Source organism: Methanomassiliicoccus sp. (genome assembly GCA_012719175.1).
Classification (GTDB): domain Archaea; phylum Thermoplasmatota; class Thermoplasmata; order Methanomassiliicoccales; family Methanomassiliicoccaceae; genus UBA6.
Genome location: JAAYAX010000003.1, coordinates 21,259 through 47,676, shown reverse-complemented (window position 1 = coordinate 47,676; position 26,418 = coordinate 21,259). Strand labels below are relative to the sequence as shown.

Annotated in this window: 30 protein-coding genes and 1 tRNA gene; 11 read left to right on the top strand and 20 right to left on the bottom strand. The window is 56.2% G+C overall.

Annotation, left to right across the window (positions count from 1 at the left end; all coding sequences use genetic code 11):
- Together GXX95_00415 and pdxT are read left to right on the top strand one after the other, a co-directional pair.
- Positions 1-1,414 (top strand): response regulator (locus GXX95_00415; protein ID NLT36609.1); only part of this gene is annotated, 1,414 nt, incomplete at its 5' end.
- A 176-nt stretch (positions 1,415-1,590) separates the two neighbouring features.
- Positions 1,591-2,181 carry a pyridoxal 5'-phosphate synthase glutaminase subunit PdxT gene (gene pdxT, locus GXX95_00410; protein NLT36608.1) on the top strand — a complete coding sequence of 197 codons (591 nt, stop codon included), beginning with the start codon at positions 1,591-1,593 and terminating at the stop codon, positions 2,179-2,181.
- Positions 2,182-2,186: 5 nt separating this feature from the next.
- Here the strand turns inward: pdxT and GXX95_00405 are convergent, their stop codons facing one another.
- Genes GXX95_00405 through GXX95_00395 form a run of 3 tightly spaced genes read right to left on the bottom strand, consistent with a single transcriptional unit; the run spans position 2,187 to position 4,374 of the window.
- Positions 2,187-2,921, bottom strand: coding sequence for a geranylgeranylglyceryl/heptaprenylglyceryl phosphate synthase (locus GXX95_00405; GenBank protein NLT36607.1), 735 nt, complete (start codon positions 2,919-2,921; stop codon positions 2,187-2,189).
- Complete coding sequence (locus GXX95_00400; protein ID NLT36606.1) at positions 2,918-3,739, bottom strand: UbiA family prenyltransferase; 822 nt, start codon at positions 3,737-3,739, stop codon at positions 2,918-2,920. Before GXX95_00400 ends, GXX95_00405 begins: the two co-directional genes overlap by 4 nt.
- Before the next feature lie 38 nt (positions 3,740-3,777).
- Entirely contained in the window at positions 3,778-4,374 is a 597-nt protein-coding gene (locus GXX95_00395) for a hypothetical protein (protein ID NLT36605.1), read from the bottom strand.
- 120 nt (positions 4,375-4,494) lie between these two features.
- On the opposite strand from GXX95_00395, the gene GXX95_00390 reads away from it, so the two are divergent.
- Complete coding sequence (locus tag GXX95_00390) at positions 4,495-5,940, top strand: site-2 protease family protein (GenBank protein ID NLT36604.1); 1,446 nt, start codon at positions 4,495-4,497, stop codon at positions 5,938-5,940.
- Here GXX95_00390 and GXX95_00385 read toward each other — a convergent pair.
- Positions 5,927-6,931 carry a DNA modification methylase gene (locus GXX95_00385; GenBank protein ID NLT36603.1) on the bottom strand — a complete coding sequence of 335 codons (1,005 nt, stop codon included), beginning with the start codon at positions 6,929-6,931 and terminating at the stop codon, positions 5,927-5,929. The two genes, GXX95_00390 and GXX95_00385, sit on opposite strands and share 14 nt — an antisense overlap.
- 42 nt (positions 6,932-6,973) lie before the next feature.
- Positions 6,974-7,915, bottom strand: a complete 942-nt coding sequence (gene radA, locus GXX95_00380; GenBank protein NLT36602.1) for a DNA repair and recombination protein RadA — start codon at positions 7,913-7,915, stop codon at positions 6,974-6,976.
- A 436-nt stretch (positions 7,916-8,351) separates the two neighbouring features.
- Between radA and GXX95_00375 the strand changes: the two genes are divergently transcribed.
- Positions 8,352-8,705, top strand: a complete 354-nt coding sequence (locus tag GXX95_00375) for a hypothetical protein (GenBank protein ID NLT36601.1) — start codon at positions 8,352-8,354, stop codon at positions 8,703-8,705.
- A 7-nt stretch (positions 8,706-8,712) separates the two neighbouring features.
- On the opposite strand, the gene cca is transcribed toward GXX95_00375, so the two are convergent.
- A complete protein-coding gene (gene cca, locus GXX95_00370) occupies positions 8,713-10,041 on the bottom strand; it encodes a CCA tRNA nucleotidyltransferase (GenBank protein ID NLT36600.1) in 1,329 nt (442 codons plus the stop codon).
- Positions 10,042-10,379: 338 nt separating this feature from the next.
- On the opposite strand from cca, the gene GXX95_00365 reads away from it, so the two are divergent.
- Positions 10,380-11,165 (top strand): methanol--corrinoid methyltransferase, encoded by a 786-nt coding sequence (locus tag GXX95_00365; GenBank protein NLT36599.1) that lies wholly within the window; start codon positions 10,380-10,382, stop codon positions 11,163-11,165.
- Positions 11,166-11,176: 11 nt separating this feature from the next.
- A complete protein-coding gene (locus tag GXX95_00360; GenBank protein NLT36598.1) occupies positions 11,177-12,580 on the top strand; it encodes a methanol--corrinoid methyltransferase in 1,404 nt (467 codons plus the stop codon).
- A gap of 123 nt (positions 12,581-12,703) precedes the next feature.
- On the opposite strand, the gene GXX95_00355 is transcribed toward GXX95_00360, so the two are convergent.
- The 4 genes from GXX95_00355 to GXX95_00340 form a co-directional block, all read right to left on the bottom strand.
- Positions 12,704-14,338 carry a methylamine methyltransferase corrinoid protein reductive activase gene (locus GXX95_00355; protein ID NLT36597.1) on the bottom strand — a complete coding sequence of 545 codons (1,635 nt, stop codon included), beginning with the start codon at positions 14,336-14,338 and terminating at the stop codon, positions 12,704-12,706.
- 9 nt (positions 14,339-14,347) lie between these two features.
- Entirely contained in the window at positions 14,348-14,785 is a 438-nt protein-coding gene (locus GXX95_00350; GenBank protein ID NLT36596.1) for a hypothetical protein, read from the bottom strand.
- Complete coding sequence (locus GXX95_00345) at positions 14,782-15,378, bottom strand: GTP-binding protein (protein ID NLT36595.1); 597 nt, start codon at positions 15,376-15,378, stop codon at positions 14,782-14,784. Before GXX95_00345 ends, GXX95_00350 begins: the two co-directional genes overlap by 4 nt.
- Before the next feature lie 99 nt (positions 15,379-15,477).
- Positions 15,478-16,317 (bottom strand): MBL fold metallo-hydrolase, encoded by an 840-nt coding sequence (locus GXX95_00340; protein ID NLT36594.1) that lies wholly within the window; start codon positions 16,315-16,317, stop codon positions 15,478-15,480.
- A gap of 101 nt (positions 16,318-16,418) precedes the next feature.
- Between GXX95_00340 and GXX95_00335 the strand changes: the two genes are divergently transcribed.
- A complete protein-coding gene (locus tag GXX95_00335; GenBank protein ID NLT36593.1) occupies positions 16,419-17,705 on the top strand; it encodes an amidohydrolase family protein in 1,287 nt (428 codons plus the stop codon).
- Positions 17,706-17,789: 84 nt separating this feature from the next.
- Here GXX95_00335 and GXX95_00330 read toward each other — a convergent pair.
- A tRNA-Tyr gene (locus GXX95_00330) sits at positions 17,790-17,903 on the bottom strand.
- A gap of 228 nt (positions 17,904-18,131) precedes the next feature.
- Between GXX95_00330 and GXX95_00325 the strand changes: the two genes are divergently transcribed.
- The gene (locus tag GXX95_00325) at positions 18,132-18,356 is read left to right on the top strand and encodes a ribbon-helix-helix protein, CopG family (GenBank protein ID NLT36592.1); all 225 of its coding nucleotides are present in this window, start codon (positions 18,132-18,134) and stop codon (positions 18,354-18,356) included.
- A gap of 167 nt (positions 18,357-18,523) precedes the next feature.
- Here the strand turns inward: GXX95_00325 and GXX95_00320 are convergent, their stop codons facing one another.
- From GXX95_00320 to GXX95_00300, 5 genes are all read right to left on the bottom strand, one after another.
- Entirely contained in the window at positions 18,524-19,282 is a 759-nt protein-coding gene (locus tag GXX95_00320) for a proteasome assembly chaperone family protein (protein ID NLT36591.1), read from the bottom strand.
- A complete protein-coding gene (locus tag GXX95_00315; protein ID NLT36590.1) occupies positions 19,254-19,445 on the bottom strand; it encodes an RNA-protein complex protein Nop10 in 192 nt (63 codons plus the stop codon). Before GXX95_00315 ends, GXX95_00320 begins: the two co-directional genes overlap by 29 nt.
- 73 nt (positions 19,446-19,518) lie before the next feature.
- Positions 19,519-20,301 (bottom strand): translation initiation factor IF-2 subunit alpha, encoded by a 783-nt coding sequence (locus GXX95_00310; GenBank protein NLT36589.1) that lies wholly within the window; start codon positions 20,299-20,301, stop codon positions 19,519-19,521.
- A gap of 2 nt (positions 20,302-20,303) precedes the next feature.
- The gene (locus tag GXX95_00305; protein NLT36588.1) at positions 20,304-20,483 is read right to left on the bottom strand and encodes a 30S ribosomal protein S27e; all 180 of its coding nucleotides are present in this window, start codon (positions 20,481-20,483) and stop codon (positions 20,304-20,306) included.
- 5 nt (positions 20,484-20,488) lie between these two features.
- Complete coding sequence (locus GXX95_00300; protein ID NLT36587.1) at positions 20,489-20,767, bottom strand: 50S ribosomal protein L44e; 279 nt, start codon at positions 20,765-20,767, stop codon at positions 20,489-20,491.
- A gap of 439 nt (positions 20,768-21,206) precedes the next feature.
- Here GXX95_00300 and GXX95_00295 point away from each other — a divergent pair, with 439 nt between their 5' ends.
- Complete coding sequence (locus GXX95_00295; GenBank protein NLT36586.1) at positions 21,207-21,581, top strand: ArsR family transcriptional regulator; 375 nt, start codon at positions 21,207-21,209, stop codon at positions 21,579-21,581.
- Here GXX95_00295 and rpiA read toward each other — a convergent pair.
- The 3 genes from rpiA to GXX95_00280 are packed head-to-tail and all read right to left on the bottom strand — an operon-like array spanning position 21,578 to position 23,111.
- Positions 21,578-22,246, bottom strand: a complete 669-nt coding sequence (gene rpiA, locus GXX95_00290) for a ribose-5-phosphate isomerase RpiA (protein ID NLT36585.1) — start codon at positions 22,244-22,246, stop codon at positions 21,578-21,580. The genes GXX95_00295 and rpiA overlap by 4 nt on opposite strands.
- Before the next feature lie 2 nt (positions 22,247-22,248).
- Entirely contained in the window at positions 22,249-22,953 is a 705-nt protein-coding gene (locus GXX95_00285; protein ID NLT36584.1) for a creatininase family protein, read from the bottom strand.
- A complete protein-coding gene (locus GXX95_00280; protein ID NLT36583.1) occupies positions 22,950-23,111 on the bottom strand; it encodes a hypothetical protein in 162 nt (53 codons plus the stop codon). Before GXX95_00280 ends, GXX95_00285 begins: the two co-directional genes overlap by 4 nt.
- A gap of 78 nt (positions 23,112-23,189) precedes the next feature.
- On the opposite strand from GXX95_00280, the gene GXX95_00275 reads away from it, so the two are divergent.
- On the top strand, positions 23,190-23,864 hold the full coding sequence (locus GXX95_00275) for a diphthine--ammonia ligase (GenBank protein NLT36582.1): 675 nt from the start codon (positions 23,190-23,192) through the stop codon (positions 23,862-23,864).
- A complete protein-coding gene (locus GXX95_00270) occupies positions 23,861-24,424 on the top strand; it encodes a methyltransferase domain-containing protein (GenBank protein ID NLT36581.1) in 564 nt (187 codons plus the stop codon). The genes GXX95_00275 and GXX95_00270 overlap by 4 nt, the downstream gene beginning before the upstream one ends.
- Positions 24,425-24,505: 81 nt before the next feature.
- On the opposite strand, the gene GXX95_00265 is transcribed toward GXX95_00270, so the two are convergent.
- Positions 24,506-26,089, bottom strand: coding sequence for a sodium:solute symporter family protein (locus GXX95_00265; protein ID NLT36580.1), 1,584 nt, complete (start codon positions 26,087-26,089; stop codon positions 24,506-24,508).
- Between the last annotated feature and the right edge of the window lie 329 nt (positions 26,090-26,418).

Sequence of the window (26,418 nt, the reverse complement as noted above, 5' to 3'; positions counted from 1 at the left end):
AGAACTGGACACTACAAAGAACGAGCTAACGCAGCTCAAGGAACAGCACATTGCAGCCACTGGAGAACTGGACACTACAAAGAACGAGCTAACGCAGCTCAAGGAACAGAATCTAACAACCACCGAGGAGCTGGATTCCACAAAGAACGAGCTTGCTCAGCTGAATGAGAAGTACCAGTCAACGACCGAGGAGCTGGACTCCACAAAGAACGAGCTGGCCCAGGTGAAGGAACAATACTTCAGCACCAGTACGTCCCTGGACCAGACCGCGCAAGATCTATCGGCGGTCAGGGCCGACCTCGGAGCTAAGGACCAGTCCCTTGTAGAAGCCCTGTCCACGATAGAGGCCTTGAAGGGGACCCTGACAACCAAGGTAATGGAGCTGAACGATCGTACCGCCGAGCTAGAGAGCCGTCAACAGGCAGCCCTCAAGGCCAACGAGGAACTGTCCCGTCTACACGAGGAGCTCAGCACCAAGGCGGCGGTGATAGAGGCGGAGCGCGTCGCGTCATCCAAGGAGGTGTCCCGCCTGAAGGCCATCATCGATGGCATGCGCACCGGAGTGGCGGTCATATCTTCAGATGGGAAGATCCTAAGAAGCAATCCTGCCCTTCGCAACTTGTTGGGCACAATGGAACTGGAGGGCCGTCCTGCGAACGATGTGCTTCCTGACCTGGACCTCGGCCGGGCGGATTTCCGTACCTCCGTCGCGGAGGGTGTGGAGTTCGATGTCAGAGCATCATCCGTTGTCGATCCCGAAGGAGGAAAGGGAACTGTTCTTACCTTCTCGCCACGACCGGTCATCCCCAAAATTCTGCCAGCTGTAGTAGAGAAGGCCCCTGAGCCGCCCAGCCCCACAGCTGCCTTGGACGATCCGCTCACAGCGATACTGGGCAGCGTGTCCTTGGCCAAGGAGTACGTCATACCTGAGGGGCGGATGTACGGGATGCTCAAGCAGATAGAGACCGCCACCAACACCGCACGCAACAAGCTTATGGGGGTGAACGACGAGCCCACCTCGCTGGTCAAGGGAAAGGGGAAGGTCCTCATACTTGATGATGACGAGAGCGTGCTGGAGACCATAGGGGACCTCCTGCAGTACTTGGGCTACAAGGTGGAGATCGCCCGTGACGAGGAAGAGGCCATAATCCTATGCAAGCAGGCTGTGGATATCCACGAGCCCTTTGACATGGTCATCATGGACTATGTCAACGGCGAGGGCACACCTGGACAGCAGGTGGCGAACAGGATCTGGGAGCAGATCCCGCAGGCCCGTCTCATCGCCACCGGCCCCAAGGGAGATATGCCTCCCGCCGAGGAACTGGAGTCGCAAGGGTTCTCGGCAAGGCTCCTCAAACCCTATCTTGGAGACCAACTGTCACGAGTGATGGCCGAGGTTATGTCTAGAAAGTGACCTTTCCAAGTGGGAATGGCCTCCGGGGCTGAGACATCCCCTGAGCCCTGAAACTCCTTTATTCATCCATTTTTTCGTCAGAAGACAATGGGGGCAATCCTTTCACACCTACCCATGACCGTGATTGAGCCTGAAGGCGAAATGTTATTGACCAAGGTCATTGCTGACGCCTCCTCATGAAGGCAGGCGTGATCGCCGTCCAGGGAGCTTTCCCTGAGCATGTGCGGTCCTTGGAGAGGGCTGTTGCGAACAATGGGCGTAGAGGCAGCGTTATCACCGTCAGGCGACTGGAGGAGCTGGAGCAGGTCTCCTGCCTCATAATACCGGGCGGGGAGAGCACTGCCATCTCCAAGCTATTGAGCCGTCATGGTCTACATGACCAAATTGTCAACAGGGCGAGGGAGGGCATGCCCATCATGGGTACCTGCGCAGGATGTGTACTTCTGGCCAAGGAGGGCGACGACGAAGTGCACAAGACCGGGACGGAGCTTCTTGAGCTTGTGGACATTGCCGTTGACCGTAACGCCTTCGGGCGGCAGAGGGAGAGCTTCGAAGCTCCCTTGGAGGTAAAAGGATTGGACGCACCCTTTCCCGGAGTGTTCATCCGCGCACCTGTAATAAATAGGATCTGGGGCAGGTGCGAGGTCCTATCGACCCATGCAGGCAGGATAGTTATGGTGCGACAGGACAACCTCATCGGGCTGAGCTTCCACCCGGAGCTGTCCGAGGACTCCCGGATCCACGAGATGCTTCTCGGCCTTCTATGATATCATCACAAGTGGATGGCTTCGATTATCTCCTGGAGGCGGCTCATGGAATGCCCCTCCTCCACCACTGTGCCCGTCACCACAATATTGGCTCCCGCAGCCTTGACCCGGGCCGCGGTCTCCGCATCCCTGATGCCCCCACCCACTAGGAGAGGGACATCGATGGCTGCGCGCACTGCCCTGATCATATCCTCAGGGACCGGTTCCGGGGCTCCGCTTCCCGCCTCCAGGTATACGTACCGCATACCCAGGAATTGCGCCGCAAGAGCGTAGGCCACGGCGGTCTTGGGGCTGTCCCGCGGTATCACATCAGCCTGCCCCACTTCCCCCACCTTCATTCCCGGGGCCACGATGATGTAGCCCATCGACAAGGGCTCCAGCTTCAACATCTTGACGACAGGGGCTCCCTGCACCTGCTCCCCCATTACCATTTTCAGGTTACGGGAGTTCAGCATGCTCATGAAATAGATGGCATCCGCATGTGGCGATATGGCGTGAGCCCCTGATGGGAAGTAGATGACCGGAACATCGACGTTGGCCTTTATGGCCCGCACTGTCTCGTCGAGATTCTGCTGGGTAACATCGGTCGATCCTCCTACCATGATGGCGTCTGTGCCCAGCTGGCACGCCTCCTTACCGATGCTTCCGGCCTGGGAGGGTTCCTGCTTGGCAGGATCGATCAGGGTCATATGCAGACTGCCCTTTGTGAGCTTGTTCCTAAGCAACTCATCGACGGTCATAACAACAAACCTCCTAGCAAGAACGCCACCAGTGCCATCAACATTCCGTACTTGGCCCAACGCTGCCCCTGCTTGGGATTTCGGAAATGAACAATGGAGCAGTATATAAAAATTGCATCCGCGAACAGCACCGCCACCAGATACGCCAGGCCGAAGCGGCCGGTGATGAACGGCTCGAAGGACAGCAGCACCGCCACCAGGAAGGCCGCGCTGGCCACCGCCCCCGCCTTCCTCGCCCCTATGGTCTGGGGCAGGGTCCTCCGGTCGAAGTCCGAGCTCATGTCCTGGACGTCCTTGACTATCTCCCTCCCCAGGGTCGCCAGGAAGGCCATGAAGGCGAAGGCCACAGTAGCCTCTATCCTGCCTGTAACCGCTCCTCCCAGGAGGAAGAGCGCGCCTGTCAGCCAGGCTATGGAGAGGTTGCCGGCGAGCCCCATCTTCTTGGTCCTGAGTTCATATGCCAGCATGATGGCAACTGCCGACACCACGATGAGGAACGAGGCCACGTCCCAAAGCAGGACGGAGAGGGCCAGGGAGAGGATGAACGCAGCGATGGAGATGTTCCGCGCTGTCTCGGGTCTCATCCTTCCAGAGGGCAGAGGCCGCTCAGGATGGGCAAGCTTGTCCACATCCCGGTCCAAATAATCGTTGAGGGAGTTGCCCCCGATGATGAACAGGAACACCACGCCGGAGGAGATCAGGATGACCATGGGGTCGTCCACAATGTTCGTCCCCGCCGCCACCAACATGGCCAGGAGGAGGCCCACCACCCCCATGATGCAATTGCCCACTCGGAACAGCTGGATGAACCGGTTCACAGGGGCCCGATTAATAAGGTCAATATAATAACCCTTCGTCAGGGGCCAGGCCGCCTGAAGGCCGCTCCGAACTGCCTCTCCTCAAGCTCGATCATGGCCTTTGCGCTTGAGGATATGCGGCGAACCGAGTGACGGCACTGGGGGCCGCAGGGGACCGAGAAGGCCCTATCGTTTCGTACCGGCCAGTACTTTATCCTATGTCCATTGTAAAGGAAACGGATCTCCAGGAACATGTTCTCATAGGCGTCGCAAGTATCTCCGGGAGCGTCCGCCGCCTCCGCCCGGTATATCTGGACCATGGTCTCGCCCTCCTCTGTTAGACGGCGGCATAGACCACGGACGTACCAGGTGTTGAACTCCATCCTGGCCAGGGTCTTGGCCGCTCTTTCCGGCTCGGTCCTCCTTATGCCTCCCAGGGGTGAGGGCTCATACTCCGCCCACATCTCCTTGGGGCTCAGGGCCTGAGCCAGGGTCACATCGTTGCCTGCGGACAGCGCTTCCTCCATCAGGACCTGAAACCGCTCCTTGCCAAGAGGTGACAGGTTGGGGCTCCTGTAGGGATTGCTCTCCTCCTCGGCCTTGTGCTCGATGAGCATCCATCGGCGGGTCTCTTGGTCAAGCTCCTCGTACAGCATATCACTATCCTCAACGGACCAGGAATAATAGAAACTTATCCTGGGATTTGACGACCCATTCGGTTATCTTCCATGCTCCTTTGTTCATAAGGGTTATATTCTGAATAGGTGTAATGAGAAATGATGCTAGCCAATGATATCACGGCCGATGTGGAGCTGGTCCGCTCGATGGTGGCGAAATATTTCTCCATCTACGATGTGAAGGTCAGCTACGAGTCCGTGAAGATGCTGGTCCGACCCGACGAGACCATGCTGGAGTCGAACTTCGAAAGCCTTCGCCAGGACATGAAGGCCAAGGGGTTCGTGCCCATCATCAGTTATTCGGGAGGGGAGCACGCCGTCACCGTTATGCGCCTTCCCCAAGGAAAGAAGCGCAACTTGTGGATCAACCGTTCCCTGCTCGTGATCACCTTCCTGACCACCACCCTGGCAGGCATGCTGCTGTGGTCCGACTACTCTGGCTCTCCTGAGTTTCTCACCGTGGATAACATCCTGAACGGGGCGGTGTTCTTCGCCATCCCCCTCATGGCCATCCTGGGCATCCACGAGCTGTCGCACTACTTCATGTCGAAGCGACACAAAGTGGACGCTTCCCTGCCTTACTTCATCCCATCCATTCCCCCGTTCGGAACGTTCGGGGCGTTCATCTCCATGCGCGACCCCATGCCTAGCCGCCGGGCCCTGGTGGACATAGGCATCGCCGGTCCCCTGGGCGGCCTGGCTGTCACCATACCGGTGGCACTAGTAGGGTTGTTCCTGACCGCGAACGGTCATGCGGTGGAGGGCACTATCGGGCAGGCGGGAGCTATGTATGTCGTCATCCAGCCCCTGTACCAGCTCCTCTCCCTTCTGGTGCCCATGGCTGACAACATGGCCCTGCATCCCACCGCCTTCGCGGCGTGGGTGGGCTTTTTGGTTACCGCGATAAATTTGCTGCCGGTAGGCCAGCTTGACGGCGGGCACGTGGCCCGCGGTCTGCTGGGAGATAAGGCCAAGTACCTGGGGTATGCGACGTTCATCGCCCTGATACTGGTCGCGATGCTGTATGACGGATGGTTCCTCTTCGCCCTCCTGGTCTTCTTCCTGGGCCTGAACCATCCCGCGCCCCTGAACGATATCAGCAAGCTGCCCAAGCGCACCTTGGCCCTGGGCACAGCTGGCTTATTGCTTCTCACAGTGACCTTCGTTCCCCAGCCCATCATAATGGTGACGCCTGACTACTCATTCGAGATGACCGCCCTGGGTGGCAACAACACCACCGTGGCCGCTGGTGGGATGGCCGTTTTCCAGGTGTTCATCAACAACACCGGTAACATCGATAACGATCTGAGGCTGACCCTGGAGGATGTACCGAGGAACTGGTCAGCGTCATTGTTCCTGTCCAACTCCTCGGCCGTGGATGCCACCAACGTCCTGGACCTGAGCCTGGATTACAAGACCAACGCCACGGTCATCGTGCAGGTGCAGCTCCCAGGAGACCTGTCCGAGATCACGCGTGACATCTCCCTCGTGGCCAAGGGCACAGGGGCGGAGAAGGTGCAGGTGCTCACTGTCAGCGTCGTCTGAAGATGCAGTAATGGCGGTCCAGGGACCGATGCACCTTCTGCTGGTGGGTGTGGACCAGGTCCAATCCTTTAAGCTGCTGGGGGCAGGGACGGGGCAGCACCATTCCCGCCCGGGACCCCTGGTCCAGCACCGATGCCATGGAGGTCAATGCCCGGTCGTAAAGCTCTCCCAACGGTTCCCTCCGCGTGCTGGTCGCCCGCCCGTAGGGGGGGTCCGTGGCCACCGCGTCCACCTTTCCGAACCTGCCTTCGATATCTCCGATGTCCGCCACCTCCATGCAATCATACGGGAGGCCGAAGTGCTCCAGGTTCTTCATGCAGCCCTCCACCATCTCCGGGGATATGTCCGATCCGCAGGCCCTTACTCCTATGGAGGCCGCTTCGATGAGCACACCACCGGTTCCACAGAAAGGGTCCAGGAGCCGCTCGCCCCTCTTAACAAGAGTCATGTTGACCAATGCCCGAGCATAGCGTGGATGAAGGGAAATGGGGGAGAAAAAGGGGCGTTCTGCCACCTTGCGCTTCTCGAACGCGGAGCGGTCCACCTCCGCTTCACATATGTAGATATGGGCCATGTCCGAGATCATTATCCTAACGTCCACATCGGGATGGGACAGGTCCACCTTCCTGCCCTTAGCGACCACGCCCCCCACCTCAGCGGCCAGCCTTCCAAGGTCAAGGTCTTGATGCTGTCCCTGGAACCTCTTGGCCCGAACGGCGACGGAGCCAGGAGGGAGATCGATACTTTTCGCGAAGGCGTGCACCTCCTCCACTGGACAGGATCCCAGATGCCTGCCCAATCGGTGCGTCAAAGCCAGGCGGGTAGCTATCCCTGCGATCCTGTCGCTCTCCAGCCCGAAGATGCCGTACCCCGGCCCGTACGCGGTGGCGGTAAAACCATCACACTCTGCGGTGCAGCTGCCGAAAGCATCCGCGAACGGCAGGGTCGGATGCTCCCCTGAAAGTTCAAAAAAATAGGGAATGAGGCTCATGCCCTCCCTCCTTCATGGGAGAGCAAGGCCGTTCTACCATGCTCAGTCTCTGACGCCCTCTTCGCCAACGCTTATGACCGCCTCGGCCTCGGGAAGGTTAGGGGAGTCAATTAACCTTGCTATGCGCTTACCTCCCTTGCTCTTCCTCAGGTACAGACGGTAGGTGGCAGCATGTCCGACGATGTGGCCTCCAATAGGTCGGGTCGGGTCCCCGAAGAACGCGTCAGGCTTGGCCGATACCTGGTTGGTAACGGCGATCACCGCGTTGTTCAGGTCGGCGAACCGTAGGAGGTCGTGCATGTGCTTGTTAAGGTTCTGCTGCCTCTCGGCCAGTGCCCCCCTTCCAACATACTCCGCACGGAAGTGGGCTGTAAGCGAGTCGACTATCATCAGCCGCACGTTGAGATCGTGGGCAAGGTCCTGCGCCTTCTCCACCAGTAGCATCTGGTGATGGGAGTTGAACGCTCTCGCCACATGGATCTTCTTCAACGTCTCCTCTGGATCCATGTCCAGGGCAGCTGCCATCTGGACGATCCTCTCTGGGCGGAAGGTGTTCTCGGTATCGATTATGAACACGTTGCCGTCAAGGCCTCCATCCTCCACCGGACGGCCGGCGTTCACGGCCAGCTGGAAGCACATCTGGGTCTTCCCACTTCCGAACTCACCGAAGAACTCGGTGATGGACTGGGTCTCCAGACCTCCCCCCATCAGCTCATCGAAGGCCTTCGAACAGGAGGTCAGCTTGTGGATGTTCCTCCTTCTCTCCAATATCAGGTCTCCGGTCTCAAACCCTCCGACGTCCGCGGCCTGCTTGGCTGCTGCGATGATCTTCACCGCTGTGCTCTCCCCTATCTCTGCTACCTCAGATAGCACCTTGGGGGATTCCACTGCTATAGCCATCAGGTCGACATAGCCGGCATCACGCAGCTTCTCTGCAGTTGCGGGTCCTACTCCAGGCAACTCTTCTATGCTGTTTGCGGGCAATTATGCTCACCTTATCCCAACCAAACTCCCTCGAACTATAAAAGCACCCCCCCAGTTGGTCGAAAGTACCATCTAACAATTGAAGGCCAGCATCAAGAAAAGGGACCGAAAAACGAAAGCACCGAGGTCAATATGCTGCCTCAGAGCATTTCTTATAAAAATATTACATGGTCGACAGTCCGGTCATATTCCCATGTGATTTTGGTCGAGAGCCCACCACTTTCACTCTCATGAGCTTCAAGCGGTTGTTAGTGTGTGCATCGTCCCATTACGATTCAAACCACATCATGTACCTTCGATCCCACCTTTCTCACCCTCCAGGGCGGACCATTTATCAGCATCATGAACTGACCACTAGCGGTCTCCAGTTATTACCGCCCTTGAAAAGTTTTATTATACGATTGTTCTTAGGGAACTGCCATCAGGGAGCTTCGAAATGGCCCGAAAGAAGAGAAAGGAAGAGAAGGAACCGGAATACGAGTGGGTCCCTCCAGAGTTCGATGAGAAAGCCTTTCTCGTTAAGGACATTGTAGGAACCAAGGCCTTGATGCTGACCGCGATCATAGCCGGAGCGTTCGGGGTCGTGGCCGCGCTGGTCGGCAATGTCTTGGGCGTGATATTCGGCCTCATAGTGTATTTGATAGGGGCTGTCACCCTCAATTACGTGCTGAGGTACATGAAGATAAGCATGAGCGACATTGACAAGAAGACCATGATCGGTAACCTTGCCCTGTACATGCTACTCTCCCTGGGAATCTGGATATTGTTGCTCAACGAGCCGTTCATCTGAACGGCGCTCAGATCTCCCAACTCATTCTTTTATCCAATAATGCGGATAGCAAGGGTCGGTTCTCCTCTATCAGCACCTCTTCCCCCATCCGCACTTCCGCGGACATCTTTTTTCTTATGTCGCTGCCCAACGCGGCCGTCGATAGCTTAGCCCTGACCAGGTCGTCCGCCGAAGGGTAGTCCCGGGGAGCCACCACTGTCCAATGGCCATCCTCTAGGAAAGGGCGGCTTAGGCCATCGTTCCCCCATCGCTCCAAGAACGAGGAGGCGTTATCGATCCACGCCGGTGGGCCTGAGTGCCTCCTTCCTCTTGATAGGACAAGCTCTTCCAACTCCAGAATGAAGCTGAGGTCCTCGGCAACATGGAAGGCGCGGTCTATGACCCTGAAGTCATGAGACGCCAGGAGAGCGCGGAGGCCGTCGAGGCTCCTTCTGATCTGAGGGTAGAGGTTGTCATCGATCAGGGACGGCCTCTCCATGCTTACCAGAAGCACCCCGCTCCCCCGCTCTTCCAGCATCGCTTTCACCGATCGCAGTTCCAACGGCTCGCGCCTTCGGGGGAAGAAGAACCGCTCGGACGGCTCTTTCAAGTATGCTCGTGCTGCGAAGATGAACAGTGCCAGGCAGTTCGGGGACAGCGCTGAGGCCACGTTCCTTTTACTGTCCACAGGATCGTAGAATATGAACGGCTCATCGAACTTCTTTGTACCCTTCTTCTCCAGCCATATGGCAGTGCCCCTGGCCCAGCCCTCACTGGCCTCCAGCACCTCCCTGAAGGTATCATACCTCATCACCAGCAGCTCCAGGAGATAGCCGGAGAAGCCCTGCACCCTGGCCTCGGCCCCGTACACGCCGATCCCCTTGGCGAACTGCTTCAACAAGCGGACCTCTCCCTTCTGTCCCTCCCCTAGATGGGACTGAACGTATTTGGTGTGGAAGGGGGTGCGGTCCACCGCGGACCTTAGCAAGGCCGTGTCGGTTATCTGGTAGCAGGGAACGAGGTCCACCTCCAGATCATCCCACTTACCATGCACATAGGGGTGCTCGGCATAGCGCTCCTCGTGGACGCTCAGGATCCTCTTGCCTATAGCCAGACCAGCCGCTTCCAACCGTGCGCGAGGAATGGTTTCTGGGAAGAGGATGAATATGTCGATATCCGGCTCCCGAAGGAAAGTGTCCTTGGCCACCGAGCCCACCAGGGTCACCCTCAGTTCGAGGCCTTCCTTGTCGGCCTCTTCCTTCGTCCTTGCCAGCAGGGAGTTGACGCTCCTCTGTATCGCCTTCCTTCTTTCTGGCGTGGGCGATATCTTCTTTAGAACATCATCCTCCAGGACCATGATGGCAGGATAACCGTTTCCAGAAAAAGGCTTTTGCTCTACGGAGCTAACATCGACAATGCCGCATTTAAGAGCGGGCCCGGGCCCAATGAGAGCATGGCTTCGGGGACAGAGCTCCAACGATCATCTGCCACTCCATGTTCTCATATGGTAGACAAGATGCGGGTACATTCCATCATCTTCATTTTTTTCCGAACGGGGCGAAGGAAGGGCACCAAAAAGATATGACCCCTGACGGCCTTATCGAAGGCAGGTAATCGGTATAGAACTCGTGAGCGAAAACAGCGGAGAGCGGATTATCATAATCTCCCCGCGATAGGCTTTAAGGAGGTACGAGCATGTTAGATCTTAAGAGTGTGAACTTTGACCGTGTTCTAAGAAGATACGATATCCAGATGGAGTCCAAGGAGTCACCTGAGGAGCTGGCGGCGAGAATGGTGCCTAAGGACCCCTACCTCCGAAAGGTGGTCGAGGATGTCGTTTTCATGCGCTCTAAGAACATCACGGAGAATGTGGCCTCGGCCCTGAAGAACTATAGTCCAGAGGAGGTGATCGAGCAAGGCCTCATCAAGGGTATGGACATAGTGGGTGAGCTATATGGAAGGGGCATCTACTACCTTCCGCACGTGATGGTGGCCGCCGAGGTCATGGACAAAGGGGTGAAGCTGTGCGAGTCCCAGATGCAGGGGGCACGCGAGACACGAGGCAAGGTGGTTATGCACGTGGCCGAAGGAGACCCCCACGACATCGGCAAGAACATAGCTGCCGTGCTCCTGAAGTCCAACGGCTACACTGTCGTGGACATGGGGAGGGATGTATCCATACAGGACGTCATAACCACCGTGGAGAACGAAAAGCCGGCGATATTGACCGGCACCGCGCTCATGACCACCACCATGTCCGCGTTCCCCAAGATCTCCGAAAAGCTTCGGGAGCGGGGGATCAACATCCCCTTCATATGCGCGGGCGGGGCGGTGAACCGTGCGTTCGTGGAGTCCTATCCCATGGGGGTGTTCGCGGCCAAGGCCATACAGGGTCCGGCCCTGGCCAATAAGACCATGGAGGGTTACGACTGGAGGCGTCTCCGGGAGAACTGGGATAAACTTACGGCAGCTAAGGAGTAGGAGGCATCAAAATGGCTATCAAGAGATACACGAGGATGGAGTACGGATCCCCGGACGAGATGGTGTTTGGTGAGGCCAGGTATCCCGTCTCCTATGGTCTGGGGCAGACAGTGGGAGCGGGTGTCGTGGTCCCGGAGATCAACTTTGCCCCCCGGCCGGGCGCGGAGAAGAGTCCTGAGTCCCTCAGGAGGGAGTACGTCGACTACATAACCAAGGACATACTGGACAGGGCGATCACCCTGGGCTTCCCCACGGTGCAGCTGGAGAACGAGCACATCTTCCAGATGGTCAACGAGCCTCAGAGGTACGAGAAGCCGGTGGTCGCAGGCCAGAAGGAGATGATGCAGAACTACCATGATGAGTATGGAATCGCTCTATCCATCCGCCATACAGTTGCCGACCCCCGACTAGCGGAGGAGGGTCTGCGCATCGACATGGACAAGAAGCACAGTTATCCAGAGAAGTGTGTGGAATCGATCGAGGTCGCGGCCGAGAACGGGGCGGATCTGCTCTCCATCGAGTCCACGGGGGGCAAGGAGGTCGCCGACTACGCTATCCTGCGCCAGGACATCCGTGGGTGGTTGTTCGGCATCGGCTACCTCGGCTCCATCGACATGGCGTGGATATGGCCCCAGATCGTCGACATCGCCAAGAAGAACAAGGTCCGTGCCGGTGGGGACACCAATTGCGCAGGCGCGAACACCTCTATGTTCATGGCTGGCGGTTACCTCGACCGGGACATCCCCCGCACCTTCGCCGCGGTCACCAGAGCCATCGCCTCCGCCAAGACCCTGGTGGCGTGGGAGTGCGGGGCTACCGGCCCCGATAAGGACTGCGGATACGAGGGCCCCATCGTCAAGGCCATCGCTGGTAAACCCACGGCCCAGGAGGGTAAGAACTGCCAGTGCGCCCACGCTGACCTCATGGGAAATCTCATAGCTCAGGTGTGCGACCTGTGGTCCAACGAGTCCGTGGAATACCACCCCGAGTTCGGCGGATCGTCCGTTCAGTGCTGGCTAGGCTCCATAGGATATGAGGCCGCCCTTATGAACATGGCCAAGCAGCTGAAGCAGGACCGGCTCCTCCGTGACCTGTACATGGCCACGGACCGGTACCGCAGTCCGGAGGCTTTCATCCTGGCCTATGATAATGCCTACAAGATCGGTCAGGCCATAGTGGAATATGGAAACGATATCTACCTCCGCTCCAAGGCTGCAGGCATGACCGCGGCCAGGCTAATCGAGGAGGAGAACAAGGCAGGTAAGCTGAGATTATCCAAGCACGAGCAGGACATGCTTCGTCGCATCATCACCGACCTGTCAGCCCTACCTGATGAGGAAGGTCTCTTCCAGGAGATGTGCCTCAAGGCCTACAAGGACGTCCCCCTATTCAATCCAAAGAACTATGAGATGTAAGCAGGTCGAGATGGAGCGGACCCCATCAAAGCATAGGCCGGTCCCATGCCCCACTAATTCAGAAACAGAACGGTAGATCAGAAAGAAGGAAAGTATAGGGGAGGGCTGACCCCTCTCCTATTTTTATTTTAAAATGTTCTTCTGCAGCTCCTTCACTTTGAAGACCTTCTCGGGGCAGACCCTCTCGCAGCGCAAGCAGGCGGTTCCGTTGCATAGGTCGGAGGCGATCCTCATGTTATACGTATCGCCCATGGGGGTCATGGTGATGGCGTTCTCGGGGCAATCATCGACGCACTTGCTGCAACCGATGCAACCCTCGAACGATCCCTCCATGAAGATGCCTATGTCCCTGAGGACCCTCAGTCCCTTGTAACCTAGATCGGGTATGTCCCTGAGCACGGTACGAGTGACCTGGGCATCCTTGATCTTCTCCGGCAGGGGCTGGATGTCCTGGAGGCCCAGCATCATGTTGTACATCTCCATAGGCATTCCCTCGGTCCAATATGCCAGCTCCTGAATGAACACGGTCTCGAACACCTTGTCGGTGGCGAACATGACGTGGTTGGCACGTATGGAGTTGGCCAGCGACTGCAGGTTGTCCAACAGTCCGGGGTCCCGGACCAGGTCCAGGGCCAGGGCCAGAGAGGTGTTCCCGTACTGGAAGATCTGACCGCAGGACGGAGGTAGCAGTCCTACCCTCTGCGCCTTGTGGGCGTCCACGTACGTACCAGACGCCCCGCTCATGTACATGATGTCCAGTTCCTCGAACTTGAGCCCCGCGTGCTCCAGCAAGGTGAAGTGACCGGCCCTCATGGCACCGAAGGTCTTGGAGGCCTCGACAATATCGTGCTCGGTGAGTATAACCCCATCCTGAAGGTGGAGCCTGCCATCGACGGTGTTGATGTGAGGCATCTTTATCAGGCCGTTGCTCAGACCCTCTGCGATGGCCGCGATGACACCGGTACCGGTGATACCGGTCGCCTTCCCGTGCATGGCGCTCTCCGTGACCACCGTTCCGGTGTTGGGGTTGACCGTGTCACCCTCCTGAGCCAGGATGGCATCGTCGAGAACGATGCACTTCCAGTCCATGAACGCATCCACGTCGCTGATGGCTCCCGGAGCTGCCAGCATACCAGCCTTTATGGACTGTCCCTCGATGGCCGGACCGGCCGCGGCCGAGCCGGTGTAGATCTCATCACCGACCTTGAGGGCCATCTCGGCATTGGTACCATAGTCGGTGACCAGGACGTTCTCCTTCCGGTCCAACAGGTTGGTCTTATACATCATGGCCAGAGCGTCCGCACCGATCTCGTGGCGGATGGCGGGGGGCACATATAGCTCGACATTGTCAGACAGCTCCAGCCCGATATCCGCAGCGTTGAGGACCGTCGCATCCCTCTTCTGTAGCTCGACCCCTCGGCTCTTAAGCGCATTAGGCATGGCGAAGGCCAGGTCACGTACCTCCATGTCCTGGTATATCGAGAGCTGGATAGGGTTACCACAGATGGCCACCCTCTCCACTTTTTTGAGATCGATGTCCAGCAGCTTCATGAGCCTGTTGGAGGTGTCGATCAGCAATCTGTGGGCCAGTCCTCTGTCCACCTCGATGCAGAAAGTCAGGTGATCCATGACGTTCGCACCTGGAACAGGATGGCGCATGGTTATTGCTGTGGAGATGATCTTCTTCGAGTCCAGGTCCACCGCATGCATTCTTGTACCGCTCGTTCCCACATCTATGGCTAGTCCGTATTTCTCCATTTGATCACCTCATTGCTGATGCTCGTGCTCGTGCTGATGCTCGTGCTGATGCTCGTGCTCCTCTACCTCGATCTCCATGCGGTCGTTCAAGCCCTCAAGGCTCTCTTCCATGATCTCCTCAACCTCATGGTCTGACAGCCCCATGAGCACACACATGAACTTCATCTCACCTTCTTCCACTGCGGGCGAGGACAGTCTGTTCAGCGTCTCTGCTCCGAGGTCAGTATCGATGAGGTTTACCTTCAGGGTACCGAAGGGCGTGGTGATGAACGTCTTGGCATGTCCTATCAGGACCTTCCCCATCTCATTGACCTTATCTCCGACAGAGACCAACAGGCCCTCCATGAGGGAGACGAACTCGTCGGAAGGGATGGGCGGATGAGCGTGAAAGGTCAGCTTCATACCATGGGCCCCGGTGTCGGCCATCTTCTTGGTATCTTCGCTCATGGTGCTTCCCTCAGTAGCTCCAACAGGCTCTCCAGCCCCTTGGCCTGTTTTGCCGAGATGAAAACGATCTTTGATTTGGGAGTGATATCTCTCACCATCTCACTTACCTTGTCGCGGAGCCCATCGTCGACCAGGTCGATCTTGTTGATGGCCACGATGTCCGACCCATCGATCTGGGTCCTGCAGAAGGTCTCAGCCTGCTTGAACAGCTTCTCTGCCCTGAAAGCGTCCACGATCCCGATGGTGTACATCGCATCCTCTCCCACCATAGCGATGCGAACCATTTTCTTGATGATGTTGGGTAGGGCTATTCCTGTGGGCTCTATTATGATAAGGTCGGGCTGATACTCCTTGCTTAATATCTTCAAGGTGTTCTGAAGGCTTCCTGCCAAGGTGCAGCAGATGCATCCCTCGGTGAGCTCCACGCTCTGGAACCCGAAGGAATCGATGACCGCTCCATCGACCCCAATCTCCCCGATCTCGTTTACAATGATGGCGACCTTTTTACCTTCCTTGCCCAGCTCTGAACCTAATTGAACTAGTAGTGTGGTCTTTCCACTACCTAAAAAGCCCACTATTTGGCAGATTATCATCATAGAATTTACGCGGTATAAGTATTACTAATTTTTGCCTCTTTGTCAAGCAAATGTATTTTCCACAGAGAAAATAATGGACATCCAGATGAAAAAAAGTCATGCGTCAAGGTGCACAGGCCCCTTGCCGTCCCCGATGATCTCCCACCCCCGCGAGCGGGTAGAGCGAATAGTCTTACCGATCTGAACGGTCATGAGGTCCTCGGCAGCTATGGTGCGTGCCCCCGAGGCCTTCTCGATGTGCTCCGCTTGCTTCTTTACTCCCTCATGCACCAACCGCATCCCGAAGTGGGTCAGGATGACCACCTCCGGCGAGATCTCCGTGGCCAGCTGGGCGGCGTCCTCGGTGCATAGATGCTTAGGCACCCTGGAGTTGAGGGGCCGGGTAAGGTTCAGGACCAGCACCCTACACCCTGCATGCTCAGCCTGGAGGTAGTCCGCGTACTCGGTGTCCCCGACGTACGAGATGACCCCCGATGAGGTATGGAACTTGAAACCCACTCCAGCAGGATCGTTGTGGGACGTCCTCGTGGCATCCACCTTCATCCCTTTCACGGTGAAGGAGGACCCGGCCTCCACCGTTTCCACTCTTTCCACTATGGACTGGTGGTACTCAGACACGGCCTGGCTGAATCCATCGGCCCCCTTGATCGCACTGATGCTGCCTACAAGAGTCCCAGAACGTTTGAAGCCCCCTTTGGTCATCCCCTCGATGAGCATCTCTGCGTCCGCGTAATGGTCGGGATGGCAATGTGAAATGAGGACCGCATCTGTCTTTGCGGGATCCAACGCAAGCTTCCGCATCCCCATCAGGGCGGAAGGGCCGGGGTCCAGATGGATCCGGGGACCATCGTTCAAGTATATGCCCCCCGTGGCCCGGATCTGGTATATGGTGGCGAACCTTCCACCACCCGTCCCCAAGAATGTTATGCTGGTCAATGTTGCCCCACCTATTACAGGACCCTAACACCATACGTTCTTAACAAACTTCCCAGACGGATAACGTTAATTAATATCCATAATCATGGCCTGTTGGTCAGATGCTAACCGTCATCAGGGATGCAAATATCGTCACCCAGGACGCAGAACGTCACATCATACGTGGGGACATGATGATTAGGGACGGAACCATAGAACAGGTCGGTGGAACCGTCCGCGGCTCAGCGGATGTAGAGATCGATGCGACCGGCGATATAATCATCCCAGGGTTGGTAAACACTCACACCCACGTTTCCATGGCCATACTGAAGTCCATAGCTGACGACCTCCCCTTCCCCCAGTTCCTGGACAAGGTGTTCGCCGTGGATGCCAAGAGAACAGACAGGGATATCCGTGCAGGGGCTGCCCAGGGCTGCGTGGAGATGATACGCTCTGGCACCACAACTTTCCTGGACCTGTACTACTCCGAGGATATTATCGCTGGGGCGGTAGAGCAGGCAGGCATACGTGGGATCCTGGGCTGGGCCGTCTTGGACCAGCAGTACACCACCCAGAGAGGAGATCCCCTGGAGAACTGCAAGCGCTTCCACCAGCAGTTCAAAGGAAGTGAACGCATCTACCCTGCGGTGGGCATCCAAGGCGTATATGTGTGCTCCACCGAGACTCTCCTCGGAGCTCGCGACTACGCATTGGAGAACGATCTGCTCCTCACCTTCCACCTGTCGGAAACGCGCAAGGAGGTGTCCGACTGCAAGCGCAAGGAAGGCAAGAGGCCTGGGGACTATCTTTCATCCATAGGATTCCTCAACGATCACTGCGTGGCCGCGCATGCCGCATGGCTCACCATCAACGAGGTTCGGGCCCTGGCTGCGGCGGGCACCAAAGTATCCACCTGCCCCTGTTCCAATATGAAGCTGGCGACAGGGGGAGTGGCACCCCTCCCGGAGATGTTCCAGAATGGAGTGACAGTCTCCATCGGGACCGATGGGTCCACAACGAACAACAGCCTGGACCTCTTCGGTGAGATGAAGACCCTCTCCCTCCTGCAGAAAGCTAATCGCTGGGACCCTACCGTGCTCCCGGCCCAGAAGGTGCTTGATCTGGCCACCATAGAGGCGGCTCGGGCGGTGAGGATGGACCAACTCATAGGGTCCATAGAGGTAGGTAAGAAGGCCGACCTGGTGATATTGAACGGCAAGGCCGCCAACCTTCGTCCCGCCAGGCCGGATACGATTGTATCGAACCTAGTGTACTCCGCCTGCGGAGGGAACGTTAAGTCCGTCCTTTGCGATGGCCGGGCGGTCATGTTGGAGGGCGTCTTGACCACCATGGACGAGGAGAAGGTATTGGTCGATGCCGAGGATGCGGCCAACTCGCTGTTGGGCTGATCGTCTAGGAAAAGGATCAGTAAGGTGGCTGCATTTCGATGGATGATAAAAGTGCAAGTGTCGGTGAGGAATTGATGGTTAGAATGGTCCCGACTCCCGGATTTGAACCGGGGGCCTGCTGATATCGGCGGCTGATTTACCGGACATGCCGGAAACCCACTACAGTCAGCCGCTCTAGCCAGACTGAGCTAAGTCGGGGGGCACCATCCCTATTACGGATTCTATATTTAGAACTTACCCTGCAGAAGCTAGCCAGATGCTTAGCCAGACAAAATAATAAAGACGTCGAAAGGAGTTTTTTTCATTATCACGATTGTATATGAACACCGCTAATTATTATATAGTCTGATAGTATTTTCTTGTCCGACAAAAGAGGTCTAACCGACCTCTCTTGTGTTGCATGGTGGGAACATGGAAGAGCCAGAACTGGAGAAGGTCACAATACGCCTCCCTGAACGCTACGTCAGAGCACTGGACTTCCTTGTGAAGGTGGACGATTTCCCTTCACGCTCTGAAGCGATCCGGGCGGCTATAAGGGATTTCATCTACGTGCGGGTAGACGTAGTTATGGAGAAGGTCAAGAAGATGGAGGAGGCAGAAAAGACCCTTGCCGCCATGGAACAGTTCGAAATAGATTACTTGAGGAAGTAGGGCTGAAAGATGGGATGGGATGCACTAACAACTCGGTCTTCCTCCGACCTCCTTTTTTTATTTTAATAAAATGAACCATTAATTCACTCTTCATGATGAACGGAGCGCTTGCTCTGCCGTGAGATAAATTATGAAAAATAAGAAGATTGAAAGGACGGTGGAAAAGGTCAACCGATGTAACCAAGGTCCTCTCTCTTCGGCTCAGCCGGGGTCTCGATCTCCTTGAGCTTGGATGTGATCAGGTCGATCTGCTCGGCCTTGGACTCCAGGTCGGAGAAGTCGATCTCCACGTTGAGGATCGATGCTAGGATCCTCAGGACCGCCTCTGCCCCTTTGGGGTCTACGAAATAGCCGGAGGTCTCCCCCATCAGGCACACGGCCGGGAAGCCATAGACCTTACTGAGACCGAGCAGGAGTCCGCTGGCGCCCACGATGCCCGATCCCGGTTCGCCCTTGGAGAAGATGACCCCCTTGGCCTTCATCTCCTCCACGACCTCCTTGCTGGTGGCCGCTCCCAGGACCCGAGGTTCCTCCACCATCTTGCCGATGCCATAGCCTCCTAAGGTGAAGATGGTCTTGACCCCCCATCCCTGGCAAAGCTGGATAATGTGGTCCGATAGGTCGTACTGCCCTTCCGGTGTCAGACCTTGGTAGTCGCCAACGAGGATGATGAGGTCAGGGTGCTTCCCGTCCGCTTTAGAGTAATAAAGCTCGTTGTTGACCAACTTTACGACCCCCTCCTCGTCCACCACGACCTGAGGAGGGAAATAAGAGGAATAGATGTCCGCGAACTTTGTAGCTTTGAGCTGATCTAGCAGATGCTCTGCTGCGAGCTTCCCGACATTCCCAACGCCCGGAAGGCCTTCCACCAGTATAGGAGCGTCGAACTGCGGTTGTTCACTGAATATTGACTTGATCTTTTCCATGATGACCACTCTCCTTCCTCAACCTTCGGCGATATTCTCCATATCTATCCTCAGGGGAATATCTGGGAGGTATCGGGGTGTCTGTCCTGGAGCCGCATCGGGGACATTCATCCGATAACGTATATTCGACGCAACGAGGACATTTTCTGAGCGACGTTCTCATTATTCAACCTTTCCAGAAATGACCGGTGTCAGACACGGCTTTCGAATAATAATACATCCGTTAGTGAGTAATATCACTTTCCCTCGCGGTGGAAGGTCGCCTTCCCACCGCAGGATTGCATGGAGCCGATGATGGTGTTGCTGACCTGCTTCATCTCCTCTTCGGCGGTCTTGTAATCGGCAGCGGCCACAACAACGCGGTACTTGGGTGCACCGATGTATTGGATCTTGACCTGCTCCTTTGAGTTTACTATGCCGGCGATCAGCGCGTCCTTGATGCGATCGACCCCATCTGGTAGGGGACAGGTCATATCCATGTACCCGTCGATCTGAACATAAGAGGGGGTAACATTCTCCTTGGCCACATCGATGAACGTTTTTGTCCAAGGCCCCGAAAGTTCCTCCTCGTCCAAGGATTCAGGGTGTGCTGCCACCGTTTCGAAAGCGCCGAACAAGGTTCCGAAGCTGTCTATCAGATCATAGCCGAATTGCTCGTACGACTCCTCTTTCTTGATGTTGAGACGCTCGGCCACGATCTCGATGAGCTTGTCGGCCTTGTTCTCGTTCTTCCATTGCTGGATCTTCTCCCTCTTCTGGTGCTCGTTCACGGACTTGAGGGAGAGGTCGATATGTCCCTTGGACGAGTCCACGCCCAGGACCTTGCACACTATCTTCTGTCCTTCGCGGACGTAATCGCGGATGTACTTGACCCATCCGGTTGCGACGTCCCTGATATGGATGAAGCCCTCCTTGTTCCCGTACTCATCGAGGGAGACGAAGGCACCGAAGTTCTTGACGCTCTGGACCGTACAAACGACCAGCTCGCTCTCTTCAGGGAAGTCGCTAGAGCGTACCATTCTTAATCGACCACCTCAACCAGCGTTCCTCGCAACTCTCCTGCACCGCCCTTGGCCTTTACCAAGGTGGAACCGCAGACATTACAGGTCACGTTGGTGGCGGGGTTCTTGAAGGTGATCTGCTCGTTGCTGCAGTCGGGGCACCTTACCTTAATGAACTTACCAGTCTGAACCTCTGCCATGAAAATCACTCCTCCAGCTCGAACTTTTTGGCCCTGAAGCACGGCCTCTGCAACGCCTTCTTGCAGGTCTTGCACCTGTAGCGGAGGGAGACCCTCTTCGTCGGCTTCTCCCTTCCTTCAGGTTTTGGCCTGGGAAAACCACCGTATCCGGAGGTCGCTCTCCTGAATCTACGCTGCCCCCACTTTAGCTCGCTGGCTTTCTTCTTCTTTACTCTCTCTACTTCATGAGCTGTGTGAGTTTTACACCAAGGGCAATAGGTTTTGACAGTGTGAGGCATCTTCATATTAACACCATACGAAGTGAGGACTCCTAATACGCATTATCTATTTAAAACATTAGCAATCCAGAGGTGGGTATGAATTGACCATCTGGATGCGCTATTTTTAGGCTATCGAGGATGGCCGTTAAGGCCCGTCATTTAGCGGCCGTTCACACGCACGATGCAGCCTTCAATGGAAGGCCCGACAACCTCCATCTTTTCCGATATCGGGTTAAAAAGGACCCTTGCCCATAAGATGTCTTGAACAGGGCATGATTAACGAAATGTACATTTTTTTCCGATTATTATGATGGATTGTCATCATTTATTGTCTTTAATATTTGATAATAATGCGATGAATTGTTTGAAATGTAATATTCTGGATTTAAAGAAGGGTTGATTTTCAAAAAAAGAAATAGAAAATGATATATATGCATTGATTAATAATTGCTTAAGATAAATTATGAATGAGAGAGGCTTCACAAAAAAGGATGAAACCCTCGTCAAGCTCCTCATGCGTACGGATATGCCAAAGAACGTCGCCAAGACGCTGGTATTCCTGCGTAAAAAGGAGGAGACCACCTCGGTGGAGATAGAGATATCTACCGCTTTGAGGCAGCCAGAGGTCTCCATCGCCATGCAGGAGCTTAGGCGACGCAAGTGGGTCATCAAACGGGACATAAAGAAGGAAGGGAAAGGGAGACCGGTCCACTCGTACAAACTGGCCTTGCCGTTCGACAAGATAATCGAGACCCTTGAGAAGGAAGAGATTAAAAGGATTGAAGAGATCCAGAACAACGTTAAGGCTCTGAAGCAGGCTGTTCAGCAGCAGACCTAACGTTTTGTCTGGACCTTCGGTCCATCATCTGTTCCGATCACAACACAGTTCGCCAGCTCGAGAAACAGGCCGTTCTCCAATACCCCAGGTATGGAGTTCAGCTTGCTCTCCAGTCCTAACGGGTCCTCGATAGCGTTGAACTTACAATCGTAAATGAAATTCCCATTATCGGTAGTGAATGGTATTTCTCCTCCCCTTAGGGAGGCCTTGCACCCTAAGCTTTCCAGGGTTCTCCGGGTCTTTATATGGCTGAACTTGGCGACTTCCACTGGCAAGGGGGTTCTCATTCCTAGGACGTCCACCATCTTGGAGTCGTCCACGATTATGATCTCCCGCCTTGAGTGATAGGCGACGATCTTCTCCCTCAGCAACGCCCCGCCCAACCCCTTTATAAGGTTCAGATGGGGGTCGACCTCGTCAGCCCCATCTATGGTTAGGTCTATGGCCTCAACCTGGTCAAGGGTCGTCAACGGTATGCCCAACGATCTAGCCTGCCTCTCTGTCTCCAGGGATGTGGGGATCCCCACTAGATCGTAGCCTTCCTTGACCAGCATACCGATCTCGTCCACGGCAAGTTTGGTCGTCGATCCTGTTCCCAGCCCCAGGACCATGCCGTCCTGGACATACTCCACCGCTCGCTTGGCCGCCTGCTGCTTCTTGCCGATCATCACTCCACCCCGAAGGATGCCTTAACCTCCTTGGTGAGCTCATCGACGATGAAGGAGTTTAGCCTCCTACCCAGCTCCGCTGTGGCCGACGGTGCGTCCCCCACGAAGCCGTCAGGCATGGACCTCTCCGGGTCGGACAATATCATGTAGCCCTGGCTGACGTACCGGCCCACCTTGTCTTGGGGCCTCACCAGATCGGGCGCTATGTCCATCATCCTCGCCGTCTCCATCTTCCCCCCATGGCCATCCCCTTGTTGGTCCTCGGGGAACCGCTTGACCAGGTCGTAGTCGGTGAGCAGCATGAGCCTTACTCCCGTTTCCTCTACCACTTCCACGCAAGCCTGCCGCAGGGCGTTCATGTGGGAGCTCCCGGCATGGCCGCTGATGACCACCAGCTTATCTGCACCATTGGAGATCAGGGACATCAATATGTCGTAGACCACCCGGATGGTGGTCTCGAACCCCAATGTCAGTGTGCCCGGCATGTTGCGGGTGGAGGAGTGGAACGCGTACCGCAGGGGTGGCGCCACCAGGCCGTTGACCCTCTCCGCAACGGCATCGGCCACGAACTCCGGTTGAACGGAGTCGGTACAAAGAGGAAGGTGAGAGGAATGAGCTTCCGTCCCTCCGATGGGAAGGAACACGATGGGCCGCCCTTCCATGATCCTCTTGAACTCCGTGGATGGTAAGGAGTCAAGCCTCACTGCGTCACCTTCCTCTTGTTAAGATCGATGAGGCGGGTGCCGCACACTGGGCACTCCCCACGTTCCAGGGAGTCCCGCTGGAACTTCGATTTCAGCTCCTCGTTCAACCGCTCCAGGTCGTCCTTCTTGATACTACGCTCACAGCGGGGGCAGTACATGGAGGGAGCAATACGGCATCTTGATAATTAATTATGGTCCGCCTCAAGACTTATAGGCAGGGCAGACTATCAGACCGCATGAGATTGGCCACTCTGTTCTCAGGGGGCAAGGACTCCGTGCTCGCCACCTATATCATGGAGGGGCAGGGCCATGAGGTCGGCATTCTGGTGAACGTACGTCCAAGAGATCCCCACTCCTGGGTATTTCATACGCCCAATCTTGACGTCCTTCCCCTGATGGCGGAGGCCATGGGCATGAAGCTGGTGACCGTGGACAGTTCCGGCACCGAGGAGGACGACCTGAAGGCCTTAAGCCAGGTCCTTTCGGGGCTGGAGGTCGAAGGAGTGGTCACGGGAGCCATCGCCTCAGACTATCAGTGGGACCGCATCAACCATGTATGCGAGGGGCTGGACCTCAGGGTGTTCTCGCCGCTTTGGAGAAAGGACCAAGGGATGCTGATGGACGAGCTCCTGGATTCAGGCATAAAAACCCTCCTGGTAAGTGTTTCAGCCGATGGCCTGGAGACATCCTGGCTGGGTAAGGAGATAGACGCCGCGATGCTGGAAACCTTGCGTAAGGTTGCTCTGCGTCGGGGAATGAACCTGGCCGGAGAGGGTGGGGAATACGAGACCACGGTGTTGGACTCGCCCTTGCACACCATGTCCATGAGGATCTTGGAGAGCGAGACCCACACCGTCCGGGACGGCGGGAGCCTTAAGATAAAAAAGGCCATACTGGAGGTGAAGACGTGACCGGACACCGTTTTTCCGCGGACCACAGCAAAAGATTGAGCGATGAATCCCGGCGAAAGGTCCAACCTGCCGAAGATATTGTGCAGCGCATGTCCCCTCGGCCTTCAGAGACCGTGGCCGACCTGGGATGCGGCACAGGCTACATCACCCTCCCTCTTGCCGCCCGCGTGACCAAGGTGTATGCGATCGATGCCCAGCAGGCCATGCTGGACCGGCTCGCAGAGCATGTTCCGGAGGACCTAGGTGAAAGGATCGTGACCATCTTGGCGGAGCTGCCTCTACTGCCCTTGGCCGATGCGTCCATCGATAGGGCGGTCATGGTCAACGTGGTTCATGAGGTCGATGACCTGCCCCTTCTTCACTCCGAGCTTCGGAGGTGCATGAGGGCAGGGGGGATGCTGAGCATAGTGGACTTTCCCCGGCGAGAGACCAGCTTCGGGCCGCCCCTGGAGGAGAGGCTAAGCGAGGAGCAGGTGCTCGAAGCCTTCCCTTCCTTCCAGAAGGTCAAGGTTTGGAGCTTTTCGGAATTCTATCAGCTGGAGCTGCAACAAAGGCCGTGATCCGGCTACCCCCGCTCGGGCAGGCGGGAGGCCAGCTAGACCCACCAAGGAAAGGTGGTGCCGCATGAGGGCCGACTGCCCTCACTGCTCAATCTTTTGGGACCCCTTTCTCTTGTCCGTGGCCTTATATTTGACGATGACTAGTCCTATCACCAGGGCGATGATGGAAACGGGAAGTCCGACAATTAGCGGGTCTATAACGTTGAACGGAGCTCCCAGCAGCGTGACCTGCCCGAACAGGACATTACTTATGCCAAGCGGCTTTGCTTCTGAGGTGTGCACGAACACCGTCCATAGGAACCATGTGAGTGCCCCTGCGCTCAGGGAGAGCTTTGCCGGCAAGGCGTATGGGCTCTTATTGTACAGCCCATAGGTCAGAGCGGGCAGGAACGCGCAAGCGCACAGGCCCATGAACATGGCGGTGGCCCGGGCGATGATGTTGGATGGCATCAGGAAGGCCACGATGATGCTGACCACCATCATGATGGCCGTGGCGATCTGCGTGACCCGCTTCGACGGCTCATCCTTCTTCATGATGTGCTTATAGAGATCATATCCCGCAGTCGTCCCCATGGTGTGAAAGATCGCACTAAGAGTGGACATCGCCGCCGCCAGGAGCACGATGAGGAAGAGAACAACGAAAAGTTCCGGGGTGGCCTGATTGATGTACAGCGGGATCACATTGTCAACGTTGTTACCGGCCGCTGTATATGCTATCTGGCCCTTGTTCTCCCAGAACCAAACATTGGAGAGGGCCCCGACCGTGAAGGCTACCCCGGTCATCATCAGGATGAACGGCCCACCCACCATGACCGCACGGTTCAGGCTCTTGGTGTCCTTTGCCGTCATGAACCGGACACTGAGCTGAGGCTGCGCCAGCACCCCGATCCCCACGCCCATAACGATGGTCGTGACCAGAGTGTACCATATGCTGGAACCCAACTCCGGCATGGCCGTCCAGGAATTGAGACCGCCGCTCTGCAGGAAAGCAGGGACCTGGGGTGACAGGTTGCTGAGGCTTGTGAATCCATCGGTCACACCGCCAACGTTCACCAAAGTAAAGGCGAGAAGGAGGGTCATACCTATCAGCATCAGCGCCCCCTGAAAGGCGTCGGTGTACATGACGGCGAGTAGCCCGCCGAAGACCACGTAGGTGACCGTGATTAAGGAGAACCCTATTAGCGCTAAGTTATAGTCTATGTTGAATGTGGTGTTGATGAACCAGGCCCCGCCGATCATTATCGCCGCAGTGTAGAGCGGCATGGCGACGAGCATCAGCGAGCCTGCGGTATATTGCATGAAGGGAGATTTGAACCTCTTACCCAGGAGGTCGGGGAAAGTGACCGCACCAAGCTCACGACCGATGGAACGGGTCTTCTTGCCGTATATCACAAATGCGACAAAGATCCCCACCCCTATGTTAAGAACAGTAAGCCAGATCAATCCGGTCCCGTATAACGAGGCCAGACCGCCGAAGCCGACGATCGCGGAGGTACTGATGAACGTAGCCCCATAGGACAATCCCAGAATGACGGGGCTCACCTTTCTTCCCGCAACCATGAAATCCTCAGCCCCTCTAGTATGACGGTAGCCAAGGTATCCTAAGAACATAGTGGCAGCCAGATATGCAATAGCACATGCTGCGAACACGAACGTATCGACCATCTCTCTCCTCCCCTGCTCCTCCTGAATTAAATGATGCTATGGGACTCACACAGTAGGCGGTAGAGAGTTGGAGTGTTCAGAGAACGACAGTTCAACGTACCCTACCTGTGTTGTGCAAGGAGTCTAAATAAGGTACAGATATTTATATTATGCTAAATGATAACAAGGAGCAGGGCATGGAATAGCAGGGTAACCACGAACGTTCGTTGGTGTTATCGCCCGACCGGTCCGAGCATCTTCTCCCCACCGCACATAAGGACGATACATCGTACAGCGGCATAAGTGCCTGGATGCTGAGAGCGGGACGGTAAAGAGATGTGCACCAAACT